20 protein-coding genes are annotated in these 25,877 nt (G+C 73.5%); 8 read left to right on the top strand and 12 right to left on the bottom strand.

Going from position 1 to position 25,877, the window contains the following annotated elements; all coding sequences use genetic code 11:
- Positions 1 to 55: 55 nt before the first annotated feature.
- The 4 genes from ACFVFR_RS15050 to ACFVFR_RS15035 all read right to left on the bottom strand — a co-directional run bounded on the left by ACFVFR_RS15050 (position 56) and on the right by ACFVFR_RS15035 (position 7,805).
- Entirely contained in the window at positions 56 to 805 is a 750-nt protein-coding gene (locus tag ACFVFR_RS15050; RefSeq protein WP_383701446.1) for a DUF4232 domain-containing protein, read from the bottom strand.
- Between the two features lie 230 nt (positions 806 to 1,035).
- Positions 1,036 to 3,762, bottom strand: coding sequence for a BTAD domain-containing putative transcriptional regulator (locus tag ACFVFR_RS15045; protein ID WP_383701443.1), 2,727 nt, complete (start codon positions 3,760 to 3,762; stop codon positions 1,036 to 1,038).
- Positions 3,763 to 3,933: 171 nt separating this feature from the next.
- Entirely contained in the window at positions 3,934 to 5,910 is a 1,977-nt protein-coding gene (locus tag ACFVFR_RS15040; protein ID WP_383701440.1) for an ABC transporter ATP-binding protein, read from the bottom strand.
- Positions 5,907 to 7,805 (bottom strand): ABC transporter ATP-binding protein, encoded by a 1,899-nt coding sequence (locus ACFVFR_RS15035; RefSeq protein ID WP_383701438.1) that lies wholly within the window; start codon positions 7,803 to 7,805, stop codon positions 5,907 to 5,909. Before ACFVFR_RS15035 ends, ACFVFR_RS15040 begins: the two co-directional genes overlap by 4 nt.
- 658 nt (positions 7,806 to 8,463) lie before the next feature.
- On the opposite strand from ACFVFR_RS15035, the gene ACFVFR_RS15030 reads away from it, so the two are divergent.
- The 5 genes from ACFVFR_RS15030 to ACFVFR_RS15010 all read left to right on the top strand — a co-directional run bounded on the left by ACFVFR_RS15030 (position 8,464) and on the right by ACFVFR_RS15010 (position 12,854).
- Positions 8,464 to 9,687 carry an Ig-like domain-containing protein gene (locus tag ACFVFR_RS15030; RefSeq protein ID WP_383701695.1) on the top strand — a complete coding sequence of 408 codons (1,224 nt, stop codon included), beginning with the start codon at positions 8,464 to 8,466 and terminating at the stop codon, positions 9,685 to 9,687.
- Between the two features lie 116 nt (positions 9,688 to 9,803).
- A complete protein-coding gene (locus ACFVFR_RS15025) occupies positions 9,804 to 10,577 on the top strand; it encodes an enoyl-CoA hydratase/isomerase family protein (protein WP_383701435.1) in 774 nt (257 codons plus the stop codon).
- 270 nt (positions 10,578 to 10,847) lie between these two features.
- The gene (locus tag ACFVFR_RS15020) at positions 10,848 to 11,351 is read left to right on the top strand and encodes an ATP-binding protein (RefSeq protein WP_383701432.1); all 504 of its coding nucleotides are present in this window, start codon (positions 10,848 to 10,850) and stop codon (positions 11,349 to 11,351) included.
- 578 nt (positions 11,352 to 11,929) lie between these two features.
- On the top strand, positions 11,930 to 12,556 hold the full coding sequence (locus tag ACFVFR_RS15015) for an N-acetylmuramoyl-L-alanine amidase (protein ID WP_383701428.1): 627 nt from the start codon (positions 11,930 to 11,932) through the stop codon (positions 12,554 to 12,556).
- 85 nt (positions 12,557 to 12,641) lie between these two features.
- Positions 12,642 to 12,854 carry an EF-hand domain-containing protein gene (locus ACFVFR_RS15010; protein WP_383701425.1) on the top strand — a complete coding sequence of 71 codons (213 nt, stop codon included), beginning with the start codon at positions 12,642 to 12,644 and terminating at the stop codon, positions 12,852 to 12,854.
- 122 nt (positions 12,855 to 12,976) lie between these two features.
- Here the strand turns inward: ACFVFR_RS15010 and ACFVFR_RS15005 are convergent, their stop codons facing one another.
- The 3 genes from ACFVFR_RS15005 to ACFVFR_RS14995 form a co-directional block, all read right to left on the bottom strand.
- Positions 12,977 to 13,285, bottom strand: coding sequence for a hypothetical protein (locus tag ACFVFR_RS15005; protein ID WP_383701422.1), 309 nt, complete (start codon positions 13,283 to 13,285; stop codon positions 12,977 to 12,979).
- 90 nt (positions 13,286 to 13,375) lie between these two features.
- A complete protein-coding gene (locus tag ACFVFR_RS15000; protein WP_383701419.1) occupies positions 13,376 to 13,930 on the bottom strand; it encodes a hypothetical protein in 555 nt (184 codons plus the stop codon).
- A gap of 172 nt (positions 13,931 to 14,102) precedes the next feature.
- Complete coding sequence (locus tag ACFVFR_RS14995; protein WP_383701416.1) at positions 14,103 to 14,657, bottom strand: glycoside hydrolase family 25 protein; 555 nt, start codon at positions 14,655 to 14,657, stop codon at positions 14,103 to 14,105.
- Positions 14,658 to 15,192: 535 nt separating this feature from the next.
- Between ACFVFR_RS14995 and ACFVFR_RS14990 the strand changes: the two genes are divergently transcribed.
- On the top strand, positions 15,193 to 16,320 hold the full coding sequence (locus ACFVFR_RS14990) for a LysR family transcriptional regulator (protein WP_383701413.1): 1,128 nt from the start codon (positions 15,193 to 15,195) through the stop codon (positions 16,318 to 16,320).
- On the opposite strand, the gene ACFVFR_RS14985 is transcribed toward ACFVFR_RS14990, so the two are convergent.
- A complete protein-coding gene (locus ACFVFR_RS14985; protein ID WP_383701410.1) occupies positions 16,242 to 17,231 on the bottom strand; it encodes a LysR family transcriptional regulator in 990 nt (329 codons plus the stop codon). The two genes, ACFVFR_RS14990 and ACFVFR_RS14985, sit on opposite strands and share 79 nt — an antisense overlap.
- Before the next feature lie 124 nt (positions 17,232 to 17,355).
- Here ACFVFR_RS14985 and ACFVFR_RS14980 point away from each other — a divergent pair, with 124 nt between their 5' ends.
- Positions 17,356 to 18,321, top strand: a complete 966-nt coding sequence (locus tag ACFVFR_RS14980; protein ID WP_383701407.1) for a trypsin-like serine protease — start codon at positions 17,356 to 17,358, stop codon at positions 18,319 to 18,321.
- A gap of 141 nt (positions 18,322 to 18,462) precedes the next feature.
- Here ACFVFR_RS14980 and ACFVFR_RS14975 read toward each other — a convergent pair whose 3' ends face one another.
- From ACFVFR_RS14975 to ACFVFR_RS14960, 4 genes are all read right to left on the bottom strand, one after another.
- Complete coding sequence (locus tag ACFVFR_RS14975; RefSeq protein ID WP_383701404.1) at positions 18,463 to 20,400, bottom strand: sugar-binding protein; 1,938 nt, start codon at positions 20,398 to 20,400, stop codon at positions 18,463 to 18,465.
- 138 nt (positions 20,401 to 20,538) lie between these two features.
- Entirely contained in the window at positions 20,539 to 21,084 is a 546-nt protein-coding gene (locus ACFVFR_RS14970) for a hypothetical protein (RefSeq protein WP_383701401.1), read from the bottom strand.
- Between the two features lie 366 nt (positions 21,085 to 21,450).
- On the bottom strand, positions 21,451 to 22,374 hold the full coding sequence (locus ACFVFR_RS14965; protein WP_383701398.1) for an aromatic prenyltransferase: 924 nt from the start codon (positions 22,372 to 22,374) through the stop codon (positions 21,451 to 21,453).
- Positions 22,375 to 22,436: 62 nt separating this feature from the next.
- Positions 22,437 to 23,222, bottom strand: coding sequence for a TauD/TfdA dioxygenase family protein (locus ACFVFR_RS14960; RefSeq protein ID WP_383701395.1), 786 nt, complete (start codon positions 23,220 to 23,222; stop codon positions 22,437 to 22,439).
- 1,325 nt (positions 23,223 to 24,547) lie between these two features.
- Between ACFVFR_RS14960 and ACFVFR_RS14955 the strand changes: the two genes are divergently transcribed.
- Positions 24,548 to 25,750: a S1 family peptidase gene (locus tag ACFVFR_RS14955; protein ID WP_383701392.1), complete on the top strand. Its 1,203-nt coding sequence runs from the start codon at positions 24,548 to 24,550 to the stop codon at positions 25,748 to 25,750.
- The last annotated feature ends 127 nt before the right edge of the window (positions 25,751 to 25,877 follow it).

The raw sequence follows: 25,877 nt of genomic DNA, 5'->3' as shown, positions 1-25,877 counted from the left end.
ACGCGTCCGGTGGTGGCGGCGTGTCCGCCACCACCGGCGCCCGCGCGAGGCCGGATCAGAAGTTGTACGGCTTGGTGGTGTTCCAGTTCGTCACGTCCGCGCTCGACCAGGTGAACTTCGAGACCGCGCCCTTCTTGTCGAAGGCGTTCAGCTCGACGGCCGGGCCGGTGTCGCCGGTCTGGTCGCGCAGCGCGAGGGACAGCTCCGTCGAGGTGTGCTTCTTCTTCCCGTCGGCGAAGAGGGCGACGGCCGAGTAGACCTTGGCGCCGGGCCGCAGGGTGATGCGGGCGGTGCCACCGGGGGCGTCCTTCTTCGAGTGCGGCAGCACGTTGACCGTGTCGCCGAGCATCACGGACGGGGAGGCGGTGACCCAGCACGGCTTCGAGTCCGCGTTCATCGCCGTGACCAGCAGGTGCTCCCCGAGCTGCTTGGGGAAGCGGTGCAGCACGTCGTAGGAGATCTCGTCGCCCGCGCACTGACGGACGCTGGTGGTCGTGGCACGCGGCGCCGGCGTCTTCTTCGCGACGGTCACGGTCTTCTTGGCACTGGCCTGGACCACCTGCTGCCCGGTGGCCGACGGCGCGGACCGCGCGCCTCTCGCGCTCACCTCGCCGGCCGGCTGCTCGACGGTCTTGGCGGCCTCGTCACCGACGTACGGGGCCGAGTGGGCCACGGTGCCGGTGCTTCCCTTGGCCTGGGTGTCGGCGCTGCCGCTGTCCGAGCCGTGGAGGGCGGTGAAGCCGAGGGCCAGAGCGGTGGTCACGCCAGCGGCGGCGGCGGCGATGCGGATACGAGAGGTGCGCATTTGGGGGTCCCCCTGTGAGTGCGGGTCTGGATCGGCGGTGGTCATCTCCGCCGTTGAGAACAACTCTGCCCAGCGCCGCTGCCGCTTCGCTTACGCTCGGCTGCCGTCTCACTGACGTGCCGCTATAACGGCCTATGTCCGCTCGGATGCCCACGCCAACACCCACGCCAGTGGCAACGCCAACGCCCACGCCAACGGCAACGCCAACACCCACGCCAACGACAGCGGACTCAGCCGCTGGCGCCCAGCCGCGCGGAGGCCGCGTCGTAGCGCGCCCGCACCGTGGCGTCCGCCGACACCCGCAGCAGCGCGCCCAGCGCCCGCACCGCCCCGTCGTCGTAACCGCACGCCTCCGCCTCGCGTGCCGCGTCCTCCAACCGCCGCACGCCCTCCGCGTGCTCGCCCAGGCCCAGCAGCGCCTCCCCGGTGGCCGAGAGCAGCAGCACCCGCGAGGCCACCGAGATGTCGGGGCGCCCGGCCAGGGCCAGCGCCGCCCGAGCCGTCTCCAGCGCCTCCCGGCAACGCCCGGCGTCCAGCTGGTGCCGGGCCAGGTGGTACCGGGCCAGCCGCTCGGTGTGCGGGTCACCGACGGCGCGGGCCAGCTCGGCCGCCCGCAGGCACCCCCGCTCCGCCTCGTCCAGGCTGCCCAGCGCCGCCTGCGCCAACGAGAGGTTGACCAGCCCGGTCGCCTCCCCGCGCTGGTCGCCGACCCGGCGGGCCAACGCGGGCGCCGCCTCCAGGTGCGTGACCGCCTCGCGCGGGCGCCCCTCCTCGATCAACACCCAGCCGAGCAGGGCCAGCACCCGGGACTCGCCCCGCGGATCGGCGTCGGCACGGGCCGCCTCCAACGCCAGGCCCAACAGCGCGGACCAGCCGTCCCGCACCCGCCACACCACCTGCGGCCACAGACCCAGCGCGATCCGCCAGGCCCGGCCGTGCCAACCGGCCGCGTGCGCGGCGCCCGCCAACAGCGCCAGATCGTCCCGCTCGGCCGCGTACCAGGCCATCGCCTCCTCACGGGTGGCGAAGGAGCGGGTCGCCGGCGGCGGGCGAAAGTCCGCCGGCAGCGCGAAACACGGCTCCTCGCCCGGCTCGGCCGCACCCGCCGCGGCCAGCACGGTGGCCACGCACTGGTCCAGCGCCCGCACCAGCGCGTCGGGGTCCGCCGTCAGATCCCGCGCGTACAGCCGCACCAGGTCGTGCAGCGTCCAGCGGCCCGGCGCGGTACGCAGCACCAGATGCGCCGCGGCGAGCTGGTCCATGGCGGCCTCGGCCGTGCCCGGGTCCGTGTCGGCCAACGCCGCCACCGCGTACGGGTCCACGTGCGTGCCGGGATAGCGGCCCAGGTGCGCGAAGTGGTGCGCGACGCCCTCCGGCAGCCGGCGCACCGTCAGCCGCAGCGCCGCCCGCACCCCCGTGTCCTCCACGTCCAGCAGGTGCAACCGGCGCGACTCGTCCGACAGTTCGGCGCTCATCGCCCCCAGCGACCACTCCGGCTGGTCCGCCAGCCGCGCGGCGGCCACCCGCAGCGCGAGCGGCAGCCCGCCACACAGCTCCGCCAGCCGCCGGGCCGCCCCCTCCTCCGCCGCCACCCGCTCGGGGCCGAGCACCGCGGCGAGCAGCGCCGTGCTGTCCGCCGGCTCCAGCACGTCCACCGGCACGGGGCGGGCCGCGTCCGAGGCGATCAGACCGTGCAACCGGCTGCGGCTGGTCACCACCGTCACGCAGCGCGCGCCACCCGGCAACAACTCCCTGGCCTGCGCCGAGTCCCGCGCGTTGTCGAGTACGACCAGGAGTTGACGCTCGGCCGCCAGACAGCGGAACAACGCCGAGGCCGCCTGCGCCGACTCGGGCACCTGGCGCGGCGCGACCCTGAGCGCCAACAGGAACTCGCGCAACACCTCCAGGTGCGCCGGCTCCCGCGTGTCACTGAAACCCCGCAGGTCGGCGTAGAGCAGCCCGTCGGGAAACCCGGCGCGGTGGCGGTGCGCCCACCGCACCACGAGCGTCGTCTTGCCCACCCCCGCCGGCCCGGTCACCAGGCAGACGGGGGCCGTGCCGGCGGCGGCCCGGGACAGCGCGGCCAGCTCGGCGGCCCGCCCGTGGAACCCGCGCGGCATCCGTGGCAGCAGGTCCACCGTGCCGGGCAACGGTGGCCCGGGTGGTGTGCTGGGCAGCCGTGGCGCGCCCGAGGCCGGGGCCGGCTGGCTCTCGTCGCCCTCGCCGCGCAACGCCATGGCGTACGCGTCCGCCAGCTCCGGCCCCGGGTCCACGCCCAGCTCGTCGGCGAGCAGCCGGCGGGTGCGGTGGAACCAGTCGAGCGCCTCCGAGCGCCGCCCCGCCCGCTGGAGCGCCGTCATCAGCGCGGCTGACAGCGACTCGCGCAGCGGATGCGCGTCGACCTCCGCGCGCAGCACGGCGGCGGCCCGCGCGTGCTCGCCCAGCCGCGCGTACGCCTCGGCCAACAGCTCCACGGAGGCCAGCCGCCGCTCCTCCAGGGCCGCCGCCGCGGCCCGCACCGTCGGGCTCGGGTAGGCCCCCGTCAGCGCCGGCCCCTGCCACAGCGCCAGCGCGCGCTCGTACAGCGCCACCGCCCCGGCCGGCGCGCGCTGGCCCCGGGCCCGCGCTACCAGTTCCTCGAAGCGCTGCGCGTCCAACAGGCTCTCCGGCATCCGCAGCACGTACGCCGCGCCCTGGGTGGCCAGCTCCACCCCGAACGCCTTCGCGTCCGCCTCGGCGAGCAGCGCCCGCAGCCGCGACACATGACCCTGGATGACCGTGCGGGCCCGCAGCGGCGGCTCGTCGTCCCACAGGGTGTCCATCAGGTGCTCCACCGGCACCGGCCGGTTGGGACGCAGCAACAACGCGGTGAGCAGGCTGCGCCGCTTGGCCGGGCCCACGGACAGTTCGCCGGCCTCGGTGGCCACGGAAACCGCTCCGAGCAGCCGGAACTCCACTGACGCAACCTCCTGAAGAGAAGAGGTCAGATTACCGGAGAAGCGGACACACCCCGCCCGGCCCACACACCCCCACGGCACCGGCCCACGCCGCGCGCGGCCTCACGCAGCGCACGGGACGAGCGCCCCCGCCCCGCGCGCCCGCCTCGGGCCGGGCCCGGGGGCGCGGGGCTACACCAGGCTGTCCCGCCACGCCTGGTGGAGGTCGGCGAAGCGCCCCCGACCCGCGATGAGCTCGGCCGGCGGGCCGTCCTCGACGATGTGCCCACCGGCCATCACCAGCACGCGGTCGGCGATCTCCACCGTGGACAGCCGGTGCGCGATGACGACGGCCGTGCGCCCGCGCAGCACCGTGTCCATCGCGCGCTGCACGGCCCGCTCGCCCGGAATGTCCAGCGAGGAGGTCGCCTCGTCCAGGATGAGCACTCCGGGGTCGGCCAGCAGGGCCCGGGCGAACGCCACGAGCTGCCGCTGGCCGGCGGATATTCGCCCGCCGCGCTTGCGGACGTCCGTGTCGTACCCGTCCGGCAGCGCGGTGATGAAGTCGTGCGCGCCGATGGCCCGCGCGGCCCGCTCGACCTCCTCGCGGGTGGCGTCCGGCCGGCCGATGGCGATGTTGTCGGCCACGGTGCCCGAGAAGAGGAACGCCTCCTGTGTCACCATCACCACCCCGCGCCGCAGGTCCGACGTGGACAGCTCGCGCAGGTCCACCCCGTCCAGCAGGACGCGCCCGTTGTCGCGCTCGCCGGCCGGCATCGGCGGCGGGTCGTAGAACCGGGCCAGCAGCTTGGCCAGCGTGGACTTGCCGGCCCCGGTCGCCCCCACCACCGCGACCGTCTGCCCCGCCGGCAGCGTCAGGTCGAAGCGCGGCAGCACCTCGCCGCCCGTGCGGTACGCGAACCGCACGCCGTCGAAGACGACCTCCCGCCCCGGCCGCCCGGCCGGCCGCTCCGGCAGCGGCCGGGGGTCCGTCGCCTCCGGTACCGAGGGGCGCTGGGCCAGCAGGCCGGCGATCTTCTCCAGCGAGGCGGCGGCCGACTGGTAGGAGTTGAGGAACATCCCGAGCCGGTCGATCGGGTCGTAGAGCCGGCGCAGGTAGAGCGCCGCCGCCGCCAGCACACCCAGCTCCAGGCCGCCGGAGGCCACCCGGTAGGCGCCCCACATCACGATGGCGGCCACCGCGAAGTTGGCGACCAGGCGCGAGCCGACCACGTAACGGGCCATCTCCAGCATCGCGCTGCCGTTGATCCGCTCGTGGGTCGCGTTGAGCGCGCCGAACTCCCGCTCGTTGGCCCGCTCACGCCGGAACGCCTGCACCGGGCGGATGCCGTTCATGGTCTCGGTGAACTTGACGATGAACCCCGCCGTCGCCGTCGACCGCTGGGCGTACACGCGCCCCGAGCGCCGCTGGAACATCCGCACGAGCAGGAACAGCGGGACGAACGAGGCGACGGCCGCCGCGCCCAGTCCCCAGTCCAGGTACAGCAGGAGGAAGGAGATGTAGACGAGGGAGAGGATGACGCCGAGCAGCTCCTCCAGGCCCTCGTTGAGCAGCTCGCGCAGCGACTCGACGTCGGAGGTGGCGCGGGCGATGAGCCGACCCGAGGTGTACCGCTCGTGGAAGTCCACGCTCAGCGCCTGCCCGTGCCGGAAGATGCGCCCCCGCAGGTCCAGCAGCACGCCCTGGCTCACGTACGAGGACGTGCGCACGAACGCGTACTGCAACAGCCCGCTGAGCAGCGCGCTGCCCAGATACGCCACGGCCACGGCGATCAGCGGCCCGTGGTCGTCGGAGCGGATCGCGGGCACGGCCGTGTCGATGGCGTACGCGACGAGCAGCGGGCCGGCCTGGACCACGGCCTGCTGGAGCAGGATCAGCACCGCGCCCAGCGACACCCACCGGCGCAGCGGCGCGAGCAGCGAGCGCAGCAGCGCGCGGGAGGCGCCCTTGGACGTGGGCAGGTCGTCCCGGTCGAAGGGATCGCCGGCACCGGACGCGCCCTGCCCCTCGCCGCCGCCCCCGCCGCCGCCGGGGGCACCCGGATCGCCGGGGCCCGACGCTCCGCCGCCGTGCGCCGGGGCGCCCTCGGCCCCGTCCTCGCCCGCGCGCTCGTCGGCGACGGGCTCGCTGGAGACGCTGGTGGTCATGTCGGGTCGCTCCCCTCGCCGGACATCAGCGCCGCGTACTCGGCGTTGGTCCGCAGCAGTTCGTGGTGGTCGCCCACGGCGGTGACGCGGCCGTCGGACAGCAGCGCGACCCGGTCGGCGAGTTGCACCGTGGACGGCCGGTGCGCGACGACCAGGGCGGTGGTCCTGGCCAGCACCTGCCGCAGCCCGGCCTCCACCTTCGCCTCGGTGTGCACGTCCAACGCCGAGAGCGGGTCGTCCAGGATCAGGAAGCGCGGAACGCCGACGACCGCGCGAGCCAGCGCGAGCCGCTGCCGCTGGCCGCCCGACAGGCTCAGCCCCTGCTCGCCGACCTGGGTGTCGACCCCGTGGGGCAGCGCGTGCACGAACTGGGCCTGGGCCACCTCAAGGGCCCGCTCCAGCTCGCGTGGCCCGACGTCGGCCGCCCCCATCAACACGTTCTCCCCGGCCGTGGCCGAGAAGAGGGTGGGCTCCTCGAAGGCCACCGCGACCAGGGCGCGCAACGCGTCGCGCGAGAGCGCGGTGATGTCCGTGCCGTCCATGGTGATGCGGCCCGAGGTGTGCTCAAGGAGGCGTGGCACCAGCGCGGTCAGTGTCGTCTTGCCGCTCCCGGTCGCCCCGACCAGGGCCATCGTCTCGCCGGAGCGGATGTGCAGGTTCACCCCCCGCAGCAGCGCCGGGGAGTCGGGCGGCGCGTCGGCGTACCGGAAGGTGACGTCGGTGAACCGCAGCCCGTCCGGGGGCGCGTCCGGGCGCTCCGCGTCACCGGGCACCCCCGCGCGCCCGGTGGACAGCGGGGCGGGGTCGGCCGGCGCCGGCGCGGCCTTCGCCTCGGGGGCGGGGTCGGCCTCCGGCGCGTCCAGCACCTCGAAGTAGCGGTCGGTGGCGGTCGCCGCGTCGTTGCTCAACGCGACCAGGAAGCCGATCGACTCCACGGGCCAGCGCAGCGCGAGCGCGGTGGACAGGAACGCCACCAGCGTGCCCGCCGACAGGTCCCCGTCGGCCACCTGCACGGTGCCCAGCACCAGGGCCGCGCCCAGCGCCAGCTCGGGCAGCGTCATGATCAGCGCCCACAGGCTGGCCAGCAGACTCCCCTTGCGCAGCTCCGTGGTCCGCAGCCGCAGCGCCAGCTCGCGGAACGCCCGCGCCTGGCCCCGGTGCTGGCCGAAGCCCTTGATGATCCGGATGCCGAGGACGCTCTCCTCGACGACGGTGGTCAGGTCGCCGATCTGGTCCTGCGCGCGCCGCGCGGCCAGCGAGTACCGCTTCTCGAAGTACGAGCACAGGATCACCAGCGGCACCGCGGGAAGCAGCAACACCAAACCCAGGGTCCAGTCCTGGGCCAGCAGGATGACGAACCCGACCAGGATGGTCGCCCCGTTGACCACCAGGAAGGTGAGCGGGAACGCCAGGAACAGGCGGACCAGCAGCAGGTCGCCGGTGGCGCGCGAGAGGAGCTGGCCGGAGGCCCAGCGGTCGTGGAAGGCGACCGGCAGCCGCTGCAGGTGCCGATACAGGTCGGCCCGCATCGCCGCCTCCACCGAGGCGAGCGGCCTGGCCACCAGCCACCGCCGCACGCCGAACAGCACGGCCTCGGCCACGCCGATCACGAGCAGCAGCGCCCCGCCGAGCCACACGCCGCCCGGGTCCCGGTCGGCCACCGGGCCATCCACGATCCACTTCAACGCGATCGGGATCACCAGGCTCATACAGGACGCGACGATCGCCACGACCGCCGCGAGGATCAACCGGGTCCGGATGGGCCGTACGTAGGGCCACAGCCGCAGCAGCGAGCGCACGGTTGATCGGTCCTTCGCCGGCCCCGCCTGCTGGCGGGCGGCCTCCGGGCGGGGCGCGTCCCGCTCCGTCGTCGTCGCTTCACTTGTCACAGCCATCAGGGGCGAGACTACGGTTCACCACTGACAAAGCTCACGGGATTTTCCGCCCTCCGGCCACGGATTCCAGCCCCGCTCAAGCCCGTGACCTCGTACGACGCCTCAGATCTACCCATTCGCCACCGTCATCACAAGATCCCCACCCAGTCGCGCCGGCCCGCGTCGCCGAGTCGCCCGGGCGCTCTCACTTCGCGGGCGGTGGCCGGCCCCGTGACCGTCGGCCCGGCCCCGACACGCGCCCCGGCCGGGCCCGCGCTGTACGCCACCGGCGTACGGAGGGACCCCGCGCGCGGCCGGCGGCGCCCCGCGCGACGGCAGGCGGCCCGCGCGCCGGGAGCCACGAGCCCGCCCCCGGCGCCCCCGGCGCCGCGCCACCCGAACCCGTACCGCCCGCGCCCCCGTACCGCCCGCGCCGGCCCGCCCGGACGAGCCCCCGCGCCCACGGGCCGGGGCGCCCCGCAGGCCCTCCGCGCGCGGTGAGTGGCCAGCTCACCGGGCCCGCGGGGGAACGCGCGTTCCGCGTCTGACTTGGAACGGAACGGTGACATTCGGGGGCCGTCCACTTTCCGTACGTTGTGGTTATCTATCGCCATGCGCGCAGGTGTTCGGCGCGACGGGGGAGCCGCGGGCGCGGCCGTTCGAAGGGGAGACGACCGTGGTGAAAGCGCAGGGGATAGCCGGTGCCCGAGGGCGCCGAGGGCTGCTCGCGCTACTGCTCGGGACGACGGTGCTGCTGGTGTCCGCGTGTGGTGGCGGCGACTCGGGCGGCAAGGACGGCGACAAGGGCACGGACCGGGCGAGCGACAACAAGGCGTCACAGGCGGTGGTCTCCATCGCGCCCCGCGACGGGGCGGCCGACGTCGGGACGAGCGGCGCGCTCAAGGTCACCGCCGACAAGGGCAAGCTCAGTTCGGTCAAGGTCGCGGACAGCAAGGGCAACGTTGTCGCGGGCAAGATCGCTGACAACGGCGCGAGTTGGCAGCCGACCGGACACCTGGGCGCCTCCACCAAGTACACGGTGGACGCCGTGGCCAAGGACGAGGACGGCCGCGAGTCCGCCAAGCACGCGTCCTTCACCACGCTGGTCCCCAAGGACACCTTCATCGGCCACTTCACGCCCGAGAACGGGGACACGGTCGGCGTCGGCATGCCGATCTCCCTCAACTTCAGCCGCGCGATCACCCACCGCGCCGCCGTGGAGCGCGCGGTCAGCGTCACCGCGAGCCCGGCCGTGCCCGTCGAGGGCCACTGGTTCGGCAACCAGCGCCTGGACTTCCGCCCCGAGAAGTACTGGGCCGCGGGCACCAAGGTGACGCTCAACCTGCGCCTGGACGGCGTCGAGGGCGTCCCCGGGGTCTACGGCACGCAGTCCAAGACGGTGCGCTTCACCGTGGGGCGCAGCCAGGTCAGCGTCGTGGACGCGAAGACCAAGAAGATGACGGTCGAGCGGGACGGCAAGGTCATCAAGACCCTTCCGATCACCGCGGGAGCGCCGGGCACCGAGACGTACAACGGCACGATGGTGGTCAGCGAGAAGCACACCGTGACCCGGATGAACGGCGAGACGGTGGGCTTCGGCGGCGAGTACGACATCAAGGACGTGCCGCACGCGATGCGCCTGTCGACCTCGGGCACCTTCATCCACGGCAACTACTGGTCCGGCCAGCCGACCTTCGGCGCGGTCAACGCCAGCCACGGCTGCATCGGCCTCTTCGACCAGCGCGGCGGCGGCGACAGCTCGACACCGGGCGCCTGGTTCTTCAACAACTCGCAGGTCGGCGACGTGGTGATCGTCAAGAACTCGGACGACGAGACGATCAAGCCCGACAACGGCTTCAACGGCTGGAACATGCCCTGGTCGGAGTGGACCGCCCAGCAGTGAGCCACCCCGGCCCCGCGACCGGCCCCGTGCCCGGTCGCGGGGCTCTTGGCGGTGCCCCGGCCGTACGGGGGCGGGCGACCTCCCGGCCCGGTGTTAGCGGGCGCTAACCTGCGCTCATGACTGAGACTGTGCACCTTGAGGTCGCCGACGGCGTCGGCGTCATCCGCCTGGACCGCCCGCCGATGAACGCCCTGGACGTCGCCCTGCAGGACCGGCTGCGCGAGCTGGCCGACGAGGTGTCGAGCCGCGAGGACGTGCGCGCCGTCGTCCTGTGGGGCGGCGAGAAGGTGTTCGCCGCGGGCGCGGACATCAAGGAGATGCAGGTGATGGACCACGCGGCGATGGTCGCGCGGGCCGGCGCCCTGCAGGCCGCGTTCACGGCCGTGGCCCGCATCCCCAAGCCCGTGGTGGCCGCCGTGACCGGGTACGCGCTCGGCGGCGGCTGCGAGCTCGCGCTGTGTGCCGACTACCGGATCGCCGCCGACAACGCCACGTTGGGCCAGCCCGAGATCCTGCTCGGCGTGATTCCAGGCGCCGGCGGCACCCAGCGCCTGCCCCGACTGATCGGCCCGTCCAAGGCCAAGGACCTGATCTTCACCGGCCGGATGGTGAAGGCCGACGAGGCGCTCGCCCTGGGCCTGGTCGACCGGGTCGTGCCCGCCGACGAGGTCTACGCGCAGGCGCACGCGTGGGCCGCGCGGCTCGCCCGGGGGCCGGCGATCGCGCTGCGCGCGGCCAAGGAGTCGGTGGACGCGGGCCTGGAGACCGACATCGACACCGGCCTGACCATCGAGCGCGGCTGGTTCGCCGGCCTGTTCGCGACCGAGGACCGGGAGATCGGGATGCGGAGCTTCGTGGCGGAGGGCCCGGGCAAGGCGAAGTTCCGCTGACCCGGCGCGAGTTGTCCACGGGGCCCGCCGCCGGTGGGCCCCGTGCCTCGTGTGGGCGAATTGTGGGCGCGGGCTGACATCTCACGCCCCACCCGAGGGCACGGAGTGTAGTCGCTCACACGCATGGCGTTATGGCAGGTCAAGCGGAGGATCGAACGGCTGTACGTGCCTTTGGCATATGTCGTGGCGGAGATGTGTGGCGTTGCGTACGGGCGCGCCGAATCCCACGGTTCCGCCCCGGGGGGCTCGCTCGGCGGCCATGATGGGGGCATGGCGGGCTTGGAGGGAATGGACCAGTCGCGCCGGGAAGCCGAACCCGCTCCCGCGCGCTGGGCGTCGACCATTGACGATGAGCTCGCCACGAAGGCGCTCGACCTCTACGGGAATCCCGCCGCGGAAGAGGTGCGCCTGTTCTCGCGCCCCGAGTCGGCCGCCGTCGCGCGCCGGCTGGCCCAGTCCGTCGTGCTGCGCCAGTGGGGCCTTGGTCCGCAGATCGCCGAGCACGTGGTGCTGCTCGTCTCCGAGCTGGTCGGCAACGCCGTGCGGCACACCGGCGCCCGCGCCTTCGGGCTGCGCATGCTGCGCCGGCGCGGCTGGATCAGGATCGAGGTGCGCGACCCCTCCCGCGGGCTGCCGTGTCTGATGCCGGTGCACGAGCTGGACGTGAGCGGGCGCGGACTCTTCCTCGTGGACAAGCTCTCCGACCGCTGGGGCGTGGACCTGCTCCCGTACGGCAAGACGACCTGGTTCGAGATGCGTGTGAGCGAGCGCTGAGGCCCCGGGGCGCGCGGGGGCGGCGGGCGCGGGGTGGCGGGGCGCACGCGAAGAGGCCCCCGCCGCGTCGTGGGACGGGCAGGGGCCTCTTCGTACCGCTGTCACCACGGCGCGAGGGGGTGTGGCCGTGGCGTTGCTCGACGACCTGGCCCGGGTCAGTGGGGGTCGCTGAACCGACTATCGCAGACAGGGTGCGAGGCTTTCAAAGGGGCATGAGTCGCTTAGGCCATCAAAAGCGACAATTTAGATGTCAAATTAAGGTGAACTGTGCCACGTGCCTTGTAAGCAGCGGGTGAATGTCAAAAATATGTAAGGAATACATGCACCTGCCGATTGCTTTCAAGGGTCTGGACAGGGTGTCGGGAACTTTCTTCGCCGGCCGTACGCCGCCTGTGCGGCCGGTCGTCTTGGCAGCTTCCCCCCGGCGGTTCACGATGTGTGTACGTGTCATGTCCCTGCCTCTCGCTGAACCCCACCTCGCCCCGACGCGTCCTGCTCTCCGGGGCGCGCGGCGCACCTTCCGGCGGCCGAACCCGGGCCGACGGTGCCCCACCGATCCACGGACTCGGGAGACTCCCATGGAAGACCACGCCCCCCACGCCTCCCGCCGCAACCTGCTGCGCGGCGCCCTGCTCGGCGCCACCGCCATCGGGCTGGCGAGCGCCGCCGCGCCACTGGCCGCGGCCAGACCGGAATGGCAGGCCGGCGACGTCGACTACCCGGGCGCCCGCTGGGCCCCCGCGAGCGACGAGAACTTCACGGCCTCCAGCCGCCCCGGCGCGTACCCGATCGACTTCGTCGTCATCCACGTGACGCAGGAGACGTTCAAGGACACCATCGACATCTTCCAGAACCCGGCGAAGCAGGTCTCGGCGCACTACGTGGTGCGCTCGGTGGACGGCCTGCTCGCGCAGTGTGTGCGGGAGAGGGACATCGGCTGGCACGCGGGGAACTGGAACTACAACACGCGCAGCGTCGGCATCGAGCACGAGGGTTGGGTGGACGAGCCCGAGTACTTCACCGACGCGCTCTACCGCTCCTCGGCCGCGTTGACCGCCTCGCTGTGCGACCGTTACGGGCTGCCGGTGGACCGCCAGCACATCATCGGGCACAACGAGGTGCCCGGCGCCACCCACACCGACCCGGGTCCGCACTGGGACTGGCCGCGCTACCTCCGACTGGTGAAGGCGGCCAGCCGGCGCTGAGGCGGGCCGGCTGGCTGTGGTGCCGTGGCACGGGGTCGCTAGTGTGTGCTGGACATAAGCGAGCACAGCAGAAGGGGCGGCCCCGGTGGCGGACATTGAGTCGGCGCGCACGGCGTTTGAGCGATACGACCTGGACAAGGACGGATACATCTCCGCGTCCGAGTACAAGAGCGTGATGGCCCAGCTCGGGGACCCGTTCGTGACGGAGCCCGTCGCGGAGGCCATCATCAAGTCGGCCGACAGCAACCAGGACGGCAAGCTGTCCTTCGACGAGTTCTGGGCGATCCAGAACCGCTGACGACGCTGTCACACGACCCGAGGCCCCCGTGGTCCGGCGCCCCGCGCGCCGCTCCCGGGGGCTTCGGCGTCGCCGGCCCCCGGCCGGGCGGCGGCGGGCGCCCGGCGGCCGGGACGGGCGGCTCAGCGCCCGCCCCGACGCTGGGCGCTGGCCCGCCGGCGCCGGTCGTTGCACAGCAGGCAGCGGCCCCAGCCGGGTGGCAGCGGGTCGTCCTTGTCTCCGTGCAGCGGGTCGACGGCACCGCGCGGGTGCTCCGCGCAGCCGGTGCCGCCGTGCCCGGCGCCCAGGGCGCCGGCCGCCGCCAGCGCCCGCCGCAGGGCGTCCGTGAGCTGACTGGTCTCCAGAGTGGACGGCTCCGACTCCAGCGAGAAGGCGATGTCGGAGGCCGTGGTGAGCGCGCTCTGGAGCTCGCGCACATCTGCGTAACTCATGCCGGGAGCCTAAGCGCTCCCTCTGACAACGCCCGTGACCCGCACGTTCACCCCCGCCGGACGCGCGGGCGCGGTCCGGCCCCGCCGGGATCACCGCGCTTCGGGCGCGCGGCGCGCGGCGCGGTGGTGCGCGATGTTCCGGATCTTCCTCGTGCTGCCCGACCCGGCGAGCAGGGCGAGTACCGCCGGTGACGTCGACTCCCGGGCGAGGAGGTGTTGCGCCCAGTCCGTGACCCGGGCCAGCTCGGCGGGTGTCGGCGGGTGGCCGGCCTCGACGGACAGGACGAACAGCCAGTCGTGGACGCGGCGGCGGACGAACGCGCGGTTCCCCTCGCCCCCGAGCCGGTCGACCTCCGGCAGGAGCGCGGCCGACCACCGTCGGAACCCGGCGGGACCGGTCGCCTTCCGCGCGATCTCGTCCACGAGGGCGACCACCGCCGACTTGGACACCAGGTCGATGGGGTCGCGCAGGATCGTGGCCACGACCGCCCGGTCCCGGTCGCGGCTGCGCCTGGCAGCGGTCGCCAGGACGACACGTCGGTACGCGGCCGATCGCACGTGCTCGTCCGCCACGGCGTCGTCGACGTCCACGTCGAGGATGCCGGCCGCCGCGAGCAGCTCGGCCACATCGGAACGCAACGTCATCGCCTCGGCCCTTCGCGCGGGTGGGGTCACGGCGGCCAGGCGCCGCCGTCGACCGGCGCGAGCGGCGGCGTGGCATCGCCACCCGCCGGGGGAGGTCACGCCTCCCGGCCCGGCCGGACCCCGCGTCGCGGGTATCCTCCTCCGGACCGCGCGCTGATCCAAACGGGGCGGGCTACGCGGCGGCCCAGTCGCGCAGGGCCTCGCGGTCCGCGAAGTCGGCCACGTTCGTGTCCACCGGGCGGTCGGTGTACTGGTGGATGCGCCACTTCGCCTTGACGCGCGGCTTCCCTGCCGACACGTAGTCCGCTATCCACAGGCCGTCGCCGGCGTACGACGTGGTGTCGTGGTTGAGCCAGAACGTGCGGTTGCAGTAGAGCAGCACGCGGTGGTCCGGGCGCAGCCGCTTGACCTCGCGGATGAACCGGTCCTTCTCGGCGTTGCTGGCACGGGTGCCCTGGCTGGTGTTCTCCCAGTCGACGGCGAGCAGGTCGCCCTTCTTGGACGCGCACTTCTCGACGAAGTACGCGGCCTGGTCGGTCAGGTTGCCGGGCCACAGGAAGTGGTAGAAGCCGACCACACAGCCGGCGGTGCGGGCCCGGCTCGCCTGCGCCGACTGCTTGGGGTTGATGTACGACCGGCCCTCGGTCGCCTTGACGAAGACGAAGGACAGTCCCTCGGTGCTGAAATCGCTCGACTGGTGTGAGCTGACATCGATTCCGCGCAGCATCGTGCCGCCTCTCGGATCAGCGGATGGTGGGGGGAGGTGGGGGGTGGCTTGTTCTTTCCTCTTCCCGGTAACTGATGGTGGGGAACCGGTAACTGGTCTCCAATGGGGGATGGCCATCCGGCGTGTGGGGTCAGCGAACGGGCGGTGAGGGGGAGGTGTGGCGCGCCCGGTCCGCCGGTTCGCGCCCGTGTACGACCCGGCGGCTCCCGCGCGACCGGGCCAACGGGGGCGCGTAGCGGGCCGCTTCGTCCGCCAGCGGCGGGAAGCGCACGGCCGGGTGGCGGCGCGGGCGCCGGGATCACCGCCGCCCCGCCGCCTCGGTCACCCCGCCGCCCGGGCCAGCCCGCCACCCCGCCACCTCGGCTACCGACCGGGAGGTGATACCGGCCGGGACGTGGCGCCGACCGTTACGTGGCTCCGTCGGCCCGCGCGGCCTCGGGGCGGTGGCGCGCGGGTGGCCGGCGCCCGGCGGGGGTGGGGACGGGGGGCGTCCAGAGTCTGTGCTTCGCCCATCCGGTCGGCCATACTCGGCCGAATGGACCTGGAGGTGCGGCACCTGCGGTTTGTCGAGGCCGTCGACGTGGCGGGCAGCGTCACCAAGGCGGCGGCGAGCCTGGGCGTGTCACAGCCGGCGCTGACGGCCCAGGTGCGGCGGATCGAGCGCGTCATCGGCGGCACCCTCTTCGACCGTGGCCGGCACGGCGCGCGCCCCACCCCGCTCGGCGACGTCCTGCTGCCTCACGTGCGCGAGGTCCTGGGCGCGCTGGAGGAACTGCACCGCGCCGTACGCCACTTCCGGGACCGCTCCGGTTCGCGCACGCTGCGGCTGGCCGTGCGCCAGACGCCGCTGGCCGCGCGCCTGGGGGACGTCGTCGACGAGGTGTGTCCACAGGACGTGGTGGACCTGGTGGTGGTGGACCGGCAGGCCACGGCGCTGGCCGCGCTCGCCGACGGCACCGTGGACCTGGCCCTGCACGTGGACTTCCCCGGCCAGGAACCGGCTCTGCCGCCGGGCGTCGAGCGCACGGTCGTCGGCTCCGAACCCACGTTTGTCATGGTCGCGACGGATCATCCGTTGGCGGGGCGCGCCGAGGTGGACCTGGCCGAACTCGCGGGTTGCTCCTGGCTGCTGGCGGTCAACGGTGACGACGAGTTCGACCGCCACCTGGCCACCCAGTGCGACCTGGCCGGCATCGGGCCCATCACCCTCCGGGCGTACGCGCCGCTGGTGGTCAGCCAGTTGATGCGCCGTGGCGATCCCGTCGCCGCCCCCGTGCAGGCGCTCGACACCGGCCTGCCGATGACGGGCACGGTGCTCCCGGTGCGCGGCACGCCCGTGCGCGTGCGCCACGTCCTGCTGTGGGTGCGCGACGGCCCGATCGACGCGGAGGGGGCCGGCCGCATCCGGGACGGCCTGGTCGCCGCGTACCGCTCCATGGTCGAACCGCTCGGGCGCGTGCCGGGCTGGTGGGAACGGAACGCCGGTTGGCTCGGCAGCGCCGAGGCCGCCCCGGCCCCCGCCGACGCGCACCGGACCGCGAGCCGCGAACGGGCCCCGGCCCCCACCCACGGCCGCCCCGCCCCCTACGCGCCCGGGACGTACTCCGCCACCATCCGTGGCGGCGTGGTCCCCCAGCCCGGATGGCGCTCCAGCCACGCCTGATACACCGGCGTGTGCTCCACGATCTCGTGCTGCGCCCGCACCAGTTCCCGCCACAGCCCCGCCACCGCCGATCCGCGCAGCGGGCCGTCGGCGTGCCAGAACAGGCTCGTGCGCTGCCGCAACGGAGAGCCGCGCAGCGGCACCAGGGTCAGCCCGGTGCGCGGCCGGTTGCCCGGCATCATCGGCAACACCGCCTGCGCCAGCTCGGCGAGCTGGAACGCGGAGGTGTAGTCGGCCTGTCGGATACGCGGGGTGAACCCGGCCTCCCGACAGCACCGGTCCAGGTGGCGCACCCCCTCGCTGCGCGGCCCGTCGGCCACGCACCAGGTCTCCTCGGCCAGCGCGGCCAACTCGATCTCGGGCTCGCCGGCCAACGGGTGACCGCTGGAGACCGCGACGAACAGCGGCTCCACGGACACCACGGCACACTCGATGCCCGCCCCCGTCGGCAGCGGCGGGCCCGGATTGCCCGCGATCAGAGCCGCCTCGACACGACGGTCGGCGAGCAGCGCGAGCTGGGCCGCCGGATCGGTGCCCGTCCGCACCTCGGCACCCGCGCCCCACACCTGCGGCACCAGCACCGTCAGGTGCGCCACCAGCAACCCCGGAGTGCACCCGAAGCGCACCGCCGGCGGCAGGGTGCCCGTCTGGTGCCGGGCGGTGGCGGCGGACAGCCGGTCCATCGCGGTGAGCACCGTACGGGCGTGCGCGGCCAGCAGCTCACCGAGCGGGGTCGGTACCGCGCCGTGCGCGTCGCGCCGGAACAGGGGGGCGCCGGCGATCCGCTCCGCGCGCCGCAGGGCCTCGGTTACCGAGGGCTGGGTCATGCCCAGTTCGGCCGCCGCCGCGGTGAGCGTTCCGTGGTCCGCGATGGCCCGCACCACGCGCAAGTGCCGGAACTCCAGCTCCATAGGCGGACTCTATGCAACGTTGGGATTGTTACGGAAGTTCATGGTCCGCACATAGTGACGCCACGGCCGGGCCCTCTCCCGGCCCGATGGGACAGTTCCCCCCGCTTTGGAGGAAACCCTCACTATGTTCATCCGTACTCTGCTGCGCGCTGTCGCGGCACCCGTGCTGATCGCCGCGGCGGTGCTGGCCGCACCCGGCGCGCACGCCGTTTCTCCCGAACCCACCCCACCGCCCGGCACCAGGATCGTCGGCGGCGGGCAGGCCACCGAGACGTACGCGTTCATGGGATCGCTCCAGGTCCAGGGCCGGCACGGCTGCGGCGCCTCGCTGATCAGCAGCCAGTGGATGGTCACCGCCGCGCACTGCGTCGAGAACCAGTCCGCCGGCCTGTCCGTGCGGATCGGCTCCCGTGACCACACCGGCGGCGGCACCGTCGCCCGGGTCGCGCAGGCCGTGAGCCACCCCAACTACCGTGGCCTGCCCGGCAACTACGACATAGCCCTGCTCCGTCTGGACCAGCCGGTCACCAACACGCCGGTCGCCGTCGCCGACTCCTCGCCGGGCGAGGGCGCCAGCACGCGCCTGCTCGGCTGGGGCCAGGAGTGCGGCTCCCCGCAGTGCGGCCAGGCGCCGCGTCTGCTCAAGCAGCTCGACACCCGGATCAACCCCGACCGGATGTGTGCCGAATCGTTCAACGGGGCCAACGAGCTGTGTGTCTACGGCTCGCGCACCCAGACCGCCTGCTACGGCGACTCGGGCGGACCCGCACTGGTCAAGAACGGCGCCACGTGGCAACTGGTGGGCGCGACCAGCCGCGCCGGCCAGCGCTCCCAGGTCTGCGGCACCGGTGACGCCACCATCTACACCGACGTCACCGCGCACCGTTCGTGGATCGACCAGACCACCGGTGGGCAGGGCCCCGGCCCGGGCCCCGGTCCCGGCTGCTCGGCGGCGGCCTGGAGCCCGGCCGAGTACTACCCGCCGGGCTCCACCGTCTCGCACGAGGGCTACGTCTGGCAGAGCCAGCAGTGGAGCTACGGCGAGGCCCCCGGCCAGGGTTGGGCCTGGCAGCGGGTAGGCGAGTGCTGAGCGCGCGGGCGCTGACCTGAACCGGCCGGTGGGTCGGGCCCCACACGGCCCACCGGCCCCAGCGAAGGGGCGGCCGGGCACGGAGCGGGAAGCCATCCCCGCGACCGCGCCCGGCCGCCGCCACGCGCCCGTTCCGAGGGCCTAGCGTGGCGCGCGCGGGCCCCCGGCGAGCGGGACGCCGGTGCGCAGGGCCTGGCGGAGCGAGGGCAGCGAGTCGCGGCTGCGCGCGGCCTCCAGCGGGATCACCGGCTCACCCGGCGGGCGCCCGACGGGCGGCGCGTACCCCGCCAACCGCGCCGCGCCCCACACGTACGGATCGGCCTGCGCGCTGCCGTACGTCGACCAGGCCAGCCGGCTCTGACCGGTCCGGTCGGCCGTGTCGGAGTCGTAGACCAGGACGTTGGCCGTCAGGGCCGCCGGGTCGAGCGGCGCGGGCAACAGCCCCAGCGGAATCCGCACCTCGACGGTGTAGCCCGTGTACGGCCCCTCGCTCACACCGGCCGCCCACGCCATGCCAGGGGCCGTCCGCGCGGCCGGGCCCTGGTGGTGGTCGGCGTCCCGGGCCGCGCACGCGCCACCGTCGGCGGTGAAGGGCAGCACGGCGGCCTTGAAGGTGCTCGCGGTGTCGTCGGCGGCCCCCCGGGGGTCCAGAGCGATCTCCACCGCGTCGGTACGCCAGTGCCGCTTGCAGTCACCCGCCTCCAACGCGGCCCCCCGCACGTCGTCGCTCACCCGCACCGCCGCGTACAGGTCGTCCCCGTGCCGGACGAACCGCGCCGTCGCCGCGCAGTCCGCGGCCGAGCACCGCTCGCCCTGCCAGTGCCCGAGCCGCAGCTCCTCGCCGCCGTACTCGCCGGGCGCCACGACCCCGTCGAGGGTCGGCGCGGTGGCCGTGGCCGGGACCGTGGTGGCCGGCGCGGCGGGGTAGTCCGGCTGCGCCGCGTTGGCCAGCCACGGCATGCCCACCCGCGCGGCCCACGTACCGAACTCGGCGAACACCGGACGCGGGTCCCGCTGCGGGCGCACCGGCGCGCGCACCGGCTCGCCGTCCTCGGCCAGGACCGAGAACCAGTCGCAGCCCAGCTTCGCGCGCGGCGTGGTGATCTTCTCGGGCAGCGCGCCGAAGCCCTGCGTGCGGTACTCCCGCGCGGCCGTCCGCTCCCGCTGCGCCCAGGTGGTGCGGTGCCGGGCGGACCGCGCGCCCTCCCACACCCCCTGCTGCGGCAGCCCCGTCGCCGGGTCCCGCACCTGCGCATCCTCGCAGCCCGCACCGGCGGGGCCCGACACGCGCCAGTTCTGCGCGAGCAGTCGCGACGGCCGCCAGGGGCGGTATCCCTCCCGGGAGATCTGGTGCGGGAACGCGGCCGGGTCGCCGGCCTTCTGGAACGCCTCGACGGCCAGCCGGCCGGCGAGCTGGTGGGCGCCGTGTTGGTCGAAGGGGCGCGGGTCCATGGTCACCACGGTCTGTGGGGTGGTGGCGCGGATCAGCCGTACGAGTCGCTCCAGCGTGTCCGCGGCGCGCGGCGGACCGTCCCAGATCCGGGCGGTGAGCGGCGCCGACAGCGTGTACCAGAAGTCGGGCTTGTCCAGGTAGTAGACGTCGCGGAGGCCCGCGTGGCGCACCGCCGCGCGTTCCTCGCGCTCGCGGATCAGCCCGAGCGGGGCACCTTCCTGCGGCCCCGTCGCGTTACCGCCGCCCTCGCCCCGCGTGATCGTGACGACGCCGGTGGTCAGCCCGTCCCGTTCGCGCCACTGCCCGAAGGTGGACAGCGACGCGAACTCGTCGTCCGGGTGCGCCCCGACGAACAGCACGTCGGTGTGGGCCCGCCCGCCGGCGGACGGGGCGGCCGGACCCGCACCGGTCTGGACCACCCCCACGGGGCTCGCGGCGGTGGCCGGGGCGGCGCCGAGGGCACAGGTCGCGAGCAGACCCAGCGCGGTCAGGGCCAGCGCGCCACGCGCGGTGCGCGGACGCCGGGTACGGCGCGGAGGACCGGGGCGTCGCCCGGGGCGGGCGGCCCCGGGCCCCGCCGCCGTCGGCGCCCGACGCGGCTGGGGGGCGTCTGTGTCAGATGGCACGGAGTCAACTCCTTCACACGGCACGGCACGACGCTCCATCTCTGCCCAGCGACGGGTGCCGTCCGAACGCCGTCGCAGCGGTGGGGTCGCCGGGGGCGAGGCGACCGAGGGCGAGGCGGTCGGGGGAGCGGGGTCGGCTCAGGGAGTGTCGTGGTCGCCCGGGCGGGTGGGGCGGTCGGCCGGGCCCCGCAGGTGCGCGTTGGGGGCCAGGGCGGCCGGCGCGTACTCGGGCAGCACCAGGACCGTCATGCCCACCGCCAACTGCCCGGCTTCGTGGGGCGGCGCCCCGGGCGGCGCGGGGTCGAGTCGGGCGGTGACCACGCGGCTCACGCCCGCCTCGGCGAGGAGCCGCGTACACGACCGGAGCCGGGATCTCCGTCGCGAACAGGGCGCAAGGGAGGCGTAGACCGTGGCCGTCGCCAGCCGGGGGTCGTCGACCGCGAGCTTGCCGAGCGCGCTCTCCTCCGCGTGGTCGCGCGGGTCGCGCTCCCGGGAGTGACCGCGCGCCAGCTCCGTGCCGTCGGCGGCGACGATCACCACGCCGACGCTCAACGCCGTCGCCGAGGGCGGGCACTCCCGCGCCAGCCGGCAGGCGAGCGCGAGCCAGGCCCGGTCCGCGGTGGTGACGGCGCCGCCGGGACCCGGGGCTCCGAAGGCGTGCGAGGACGTACCGCTGCTCGTCATGGGCCCTCCGATGGGATCTCTCGGGGCGTACCGCGGCAGGACGCCATCGACGATCCGCCGTGCTGCCAGCATCCGTGGGTGACGGGAGGGGCCGCCCGGCTGGCGGCCACGATCGAGCATACGGGCCCCGCGTGCCGGGCTCATCGGCAACGGCACGACATACGCGGGGAGTTCGCGATCGCACAGGCGCGTGGGCGGCGCCGCTCCGCGCCCTGGTCGCCCCCGGGTGGCGCGCGCCGGCGGGGGTCGCCGGGCCTCGCGCGGGCCGTCCACGGACGGCGAGGGGCCGTTCCCGTCCGGCTGAGGGGAACGGCCCGTTCGCGGCTCGGCACGCGAAGGCGCGCCTGGCGCCCGAGACCCGAGGGGTCAGCGACTGAGGTCGCAGCCCATCTCGGTGGTCAGGAAGTAGTTCGCGTCCTTCGCGTAGCTCTTTTCCAGCTTGGTGTAAAAGCCCGCCCTGCCAAAGGACCAGGCGATGTTCGCCTGCGGCCGCGCGTTGAGCGTCGGCGCCCGGTCCTCGAACTCGGCGAGCTGTCGGGGCAGTTCCGGCAGGAGGTCGGAACGGCCTTCGCTCGGAACGTTCAGGCTGTACAGCGCCCAGCGGTGGAGATCGGGGCTGTCCCAACTGAACGTCATTCCCAGGCACCCGGTCTTCGCCAGGGAAGCCATCATCCTGCCGTAGTCCGGCGCGTTCTCCAGCGGCCCGCTGGTCTCGTTCACGAGCCCGCGCAGCCATTCCTCGTTCCGGCACTCGGGCTCGATGACGGGGTACACGTTCATCGTCTGGCCGTGAAAGTCGGAGGCGACGAAGAACACCCTGCGCAGCCCGTGTCGGGCGAAGAACTCGGCGTGTGCGGGCACCGAGTCGGGTATCGCGGAGAGCGCGAAAAGATCCTCCACCGGTCGCACCCCGGTGAACGTCCACACCTTCGACAGGCCGCGGCCCGTCTCGAAATCCAGTCCCGCCTGGGTCGCGTCGCTGAACTTGTCGAGCGCCTCGCGTTGCAGCCGGTCGATCGGCTCGGTGCCGTGTCGCAGCAGGTCGTTTCGCCGTGCGATGTCGGCCAGATCGTTTTCCCACTTGTAGAAGAAACGGTAGTAGAGCCCGTCTCCCGGCTTGGTCGTGGTCTTCGTCTGGACGACGGAACGGTCGATTTCCTTCGCGAACACATCGAGACTCTTGCGCACCAGGGTGCCGTCGAACGGGGTGGACCGCGACCGAGCCAGGGCCTGCAGGTCCGTATAGAACCGCGCGGGTTCGTACGAGACGTCGTCAAAGATTTCGATCATGGTTCTTTGTTCCTCCGCGTGCATGTGCAGTGGTGCGAACGCGCTGGTGCTGGCTCAGTCGCTCAGAGAATCTGAATGCGCTGGAGGTGACGCGTCGAATTGCCGTGGAACGCGTTGCGGCCGTGGAGGAGTGCGTGATTGTCCACGATCACGATATCGTTGTCGCGCCATTCGTGCGCATAGCACACACTCGGGTCGTGCAGCCGCTGGCTGAGGTCTTCCAGAGCGCTGTGGCCCTGCTCGGACGGAACGCCCTCCACGTCGAGGAAGAGCGGGTTCAGATAGCGCTCGGGGTCCAGCGGCTCGGCGTAGCGGATGGTGCGTTCGCCGCTGGCCGGGTGCTCCGAGAGGAGCGGCGCGGTGACCAGACCGCCGTAGTGCTCGACCTTGTCGGTCCGGTAGGTGATGTCCATCTTCTCCCAGAGCGCGAGGTCCTCGGGGCTGGCCTCGCGCAGCACCCGGGCGGTGTCGGAGAAGACGGTCTCGCCGCCGCCACCGGCCTGCGGTGCCTTGATGCACTGGAAGAGGAAGAACCGCGGCACCGCCTTGGCGAACGCGCCGTCCCAGTGGAAGGGGACATCGCCCTTGGCGAAGAGGTAGTTCTGCGGATCGTCCCGGATCTCGAGATCGAGCACCGGGCCGAAGTCCCACTCCAGGATCTTTCCCCACTCGCCGCAGTACTCGACGAGCTCTTCCTTGGAGAGCATCTCCAGTCCACGCAGGACGACGACCCGGTGCTTGCGGGTCAGTTCGTCGAGCTCCGCGACCGGGAGGGATCGCAGGTCCGCGCCGCTCTCGTGCTTGGTGAGGACAACCCCGAACGGTTGCAGTTCGGTTGCTTCGTCCATGACCCCGCTGTGCGTCACATCAACACCTTTTCTGCTTGGGTTCGGAATGTGTGTGAGGCGGCTTGAGTGACGGGGTTGCCGAGCGGACACGCGTCCGCCGACCGCCACCGAACGGTGCGCTCAACGGGCTCGCCGGGTGCTGGTGCCGAGGGCAACTCCGTGTTCTGGCGTCAGCCGCCTGCCATGCGTGCGAAGTGGGGCGAGGGTCGATCCACGCGCCGTCTGGAGCCCGGCGCCGGATGGCTGGTCGAGGTGGTCCCGAGCGCGTCTTCCGGACGCCTCGGCCTCGCCGGTGAGCGCTTTCGCTTGAACCGGGAGCAGGGATTTTTGATTGTTGAGCCGCACGCCGGAGAGGTATTTCCCCCGACCCTGGGCGGCCGTCGGTCCGTCAACACCCCTACGCACCAGACGCCTCCCCAGCGCCCCGTATACCGTGACGTACCCGGTGTGAATTCCCGACACGCCCGGAATACGTGGTTCGCCTCAGCAGATTATCACGCGGATGCCTGACGCATATGGACAAATCGACTCGGTCGCGAAGCTTCACAATCGAACTGATCGCCACCGGCTTGACATATCGAGATGTCGGGTCCGTGTGAGGTAGTTGTAGCGGGAACCGGGAGGGCGGCGGCCGGCAGTCGCCGCAGCCCGGCTCGGCGGGCCCCGGTGGCGGCGCGCGATCGGCCTGACGTGCCACGGAGCCGGTACGGCGCGGCGCGCGCACAGCGCGGCTGGCGCGGCCGGCGAGGCGCCGCCCTGGTCGGGACCCCTCACCCCGGACGCGGTCACTCACGGGCGCGGACCGGGGCGCACGGGGTGCCGGGCGGGACGAACTGGGGTCCACATGGTGAGCACCGCCGGTCGCGGGGGCGCGGGAGGTGCCCTCGGCGCCCGTGCCGATCGGGTGGGGCGCCGGCCCGACCGGCGCGGTCTCCGAGCGTGACCCGGCCGCCCCGTGTCGGCGCGGGCCGCATTCGCCTCGCGGCCGACAGCGGGTGGCGGCCGGAAGGGCGCGCGCCGAAATGCGCGCGGCGCCGCGTGCCCGCACTCCGCCGGGCGGTGCGGCGAGGCCCGACGGACACCGAAGAAATCCCGGACGGGGCGGCGCGAAGCGGGAGCCGATTCAACAATGAACGCCGGTGTTCTGTGAAATGTTGCCCCCGCCGTGAACCTTGTTGGGCTGTGACGCGTCGGTCCATAGTTCGGAGCGCGGTGAGTCCCTCACTCCCGCCAGGCAGGGGAATTCATCCGGCCGCGCCCCGACGGGCGCATTCCGGAGAAAGCGCCCCCACGCATTCCCGCCTGTTCATCCGAAAGGAACAGCTGTGCGTCATTCCCGTAAATACAGCCTCGCCGCGGCGGGCATTCTGCTTTCGGCGTCCGCGGTGCTGGGCACCCAGACGACGGCCCAGGCCCGGGAGACGACCTCCCCCACGCACTACCAGCCGGAGATGGTGCGGGCGCTGGCGACATCGCTCGGCGTGAGCACGGACGCCGCGGCCGACCGCCTGGACCGGCAGCAGGCCCAGCAGAACCAGCTCGCGGCCCTGGCGAAGCGCGGGATATCCACCGACGGCGCCTTCTTCGACGCGGCCGGCGACCTGACGGTCAACGCCCACGACGCCGCCGGCGCCGCCAGGATCGAGCAGGCGGGCCTGGACGCCAGAGTGCCGGCCCGTGGCCAGGCGGCCCTGGAGAGGGTGAAGGCGGAACTGGACGCGAGCGCCACCCAGCGCACCCCGACCGGCGTGGTCGCCTGGTCCGTGGACCTGGCCTCCGACCAGGTCACCATCAAGGTCAACGACGACCGGGGCGCCGCCGCCAGGGCGTTCCTGGCCAGGGCCGCCCGGCACGGCGCGGCCGTGACCGTCGTACGGGACCAGGCCGCCCTGGCGCCGCAGGCCGCTATCTCCCCCGGCAGCAAGATGACGATCAACGACACCAACGGCTGGTGCTCCGTCGGATACGGGGCCCGGGACCAGTCCGGCAAGCAGTACCTCGTGACCGCCGGCCACTGCGTCGAGAAGCTGCCCACCCTGCGCTACGACGGCGTCGCCTTCGCCAAGGGCACCAAGACCCGCTTCGCCGTCGGCACCCGCAGTGTCGACATGGGCATCGCCGCCGTGGGCAGCGGCCACTCCATCACGACCAGCGTCGGCACATGGGGCCAGGCCGGCTCCGTGGCCGTCAAGGGCGGCAACCGCGCGGCCTCCGGCGCCGTGCTCTGCAAGTCCGGCGCCACCACCGGCTGGACCTGCGGAAAGGTCAGCTCGTACAACAACACCGTCACCTACACCGACCAGAACGGTGGCCCCGACACGGTCGTCACCGGCCTGGGGTCCTCCACCGTCTGCACCGAGGGCGGTGACAGCGGCGGCGCCTACATCTCCGGCAACCAGGCCCAGGGGATGACCTCCGGTGGCCCGGTCGGCCAGCGCTGCTCCGGCGTCAACTCCAGGGGCTCCTCGTACTTCCAGCCGCTGGACGACACTCTCAGGTACTACGGCCTGACGCTCAACACCAACTGAGCCACCGCTCGGCCGCCACGGGCCGCCCCCCCCCCCCCGGGGGGGGCCCCCGGGGGCGCCCCGCCCCCGCCCCCCCGGGGGTTAGAAACAAAAACCAGCCCCCCCCACCGGGAAGGCGAACGTGTGG

Origin of the sequence: Streptomyces sp. NPDC057702 (assembly GCF_042799315.1) — a bacterium.
Classification (GTDB): Bacteria; Actinomycetota; Actinomycetes; order Streptomycetales; family Streptomycetaceae; genus Streptomyces.
Note: the sequence above shows the minus strand (reverse complement) of the source record. Positions and strands in the feature narration are given on the sequence as shown.

Bases quoted from the DNA above. Each gene is read 5' to 3' on its own strand.
- ACFVFR_RS14960 (WP_383701395.1), bottom strand. From the start codon at position 23,222: ATGGACGAAGCAACCGAACTGCAACCGTTCGGGGTTGTCCTCACCAAG.
- ACFVFR_RS14980 (WP_383701407.1), top strand. From the start codon at position 17,356: ATGTTCATCCGTACTCTGCTGCGCGCTGTCGCGGCACCCGTGCTGATC.
- ACFVFR_RS14985 (WP_383701410.1), bottom strand. From the start codon at position 17,231: ATGGAGCTGGAGTTCCGGCACTTGCGCGTGGTGCGGGCCATCGCGGAC.
- ACFVFR_RS15035 (WP_383701438.1), bottom strand. From the start codon at position 7,805: ATGGCTGTGACAAGTGAAGCGACGACGACGGAGCGGGACGCGCCCCGC.
- ACFVFR_RS14990 (WP_383701413.1), top strand. From the start codon at position 15,193: ATGGACCTGGAGGTGCGGCACCTGCGGTTTGTCGAGGCCGTCGACGTG.
- ACFVFR_RS15040 (WP_383701440.1), bottom strand. From the start codon at position 5,910: ATGACCACCAGCGTCTCCAGCGAGCCCGTCGCCGACGAGCGCGCGGGC.
- ACFVFR_RS15050 (WP_383701446.1), bottom strand. From the start codon at position 805: ATGCGCACCTCTCGTATCCGCATCGCCGCCGCCGCCGCTGGCGTGACC.
- ACFVFR_RS14970 (WP_383701401.1), bottom strand. From the start codon at position 21,084: ATGACGAGCAGCGGTACGTCCTCGCACGCCTTCGGAGCCCCGGGTCCC.
- ACFVFR_RS15000 (WP_383701419.1), bottom strand. From the start codon at position 13,930: ATGACGTTGCGTTCCGATGTGGCCGAGCTGCTCGCGGCGGCCGGCATC.
- ACFVFR_RS15005 (WP_383701422.1), bottom strand. From the start codon at position 13,285: ATGAGTTACGCAGATGTGCGCGAGCTCCAGAGCGCGCTCACCACGGCC.
- ACFVFR_RS15025 (WP_383701435.1), top strand. From the start codon at position 9,804: ATGACTGAGACTGTGCACCTTGAGGTCGCCGACGGCGTCGGCGTCATC.
- ACFVFR_RS15020 (WP_383701432.1), top strand. From the start codon at position 10,848: ATGGCGGGCTTGGAGGGAATGGACCAGTCGCGCCGGGAAGCCGAACCC.
- ACFVFR_RS15015 (WP_383701428.1), top strand. From the start codon at position 11,930: ATGGAAGACCACGCCCCCCACGCCTCCCGCCGCAACCTGCTGCGCGGC.
- ACFVFR_RS14965 (WP_383701398.1), bottom strand. From the start codon at position 22,374: ATGATCGAAATCTTTGACGACGTCTCGTACGAACCCGCGCGGTTCTAT.
- ACFVFR_RS14995 (WP_383701416.1), bottom strand. From the start codon at position 14,657: ATGCTGCGCGGAATCGATGTCAGCTCACACCAGTCGAGCGATTTCAGC.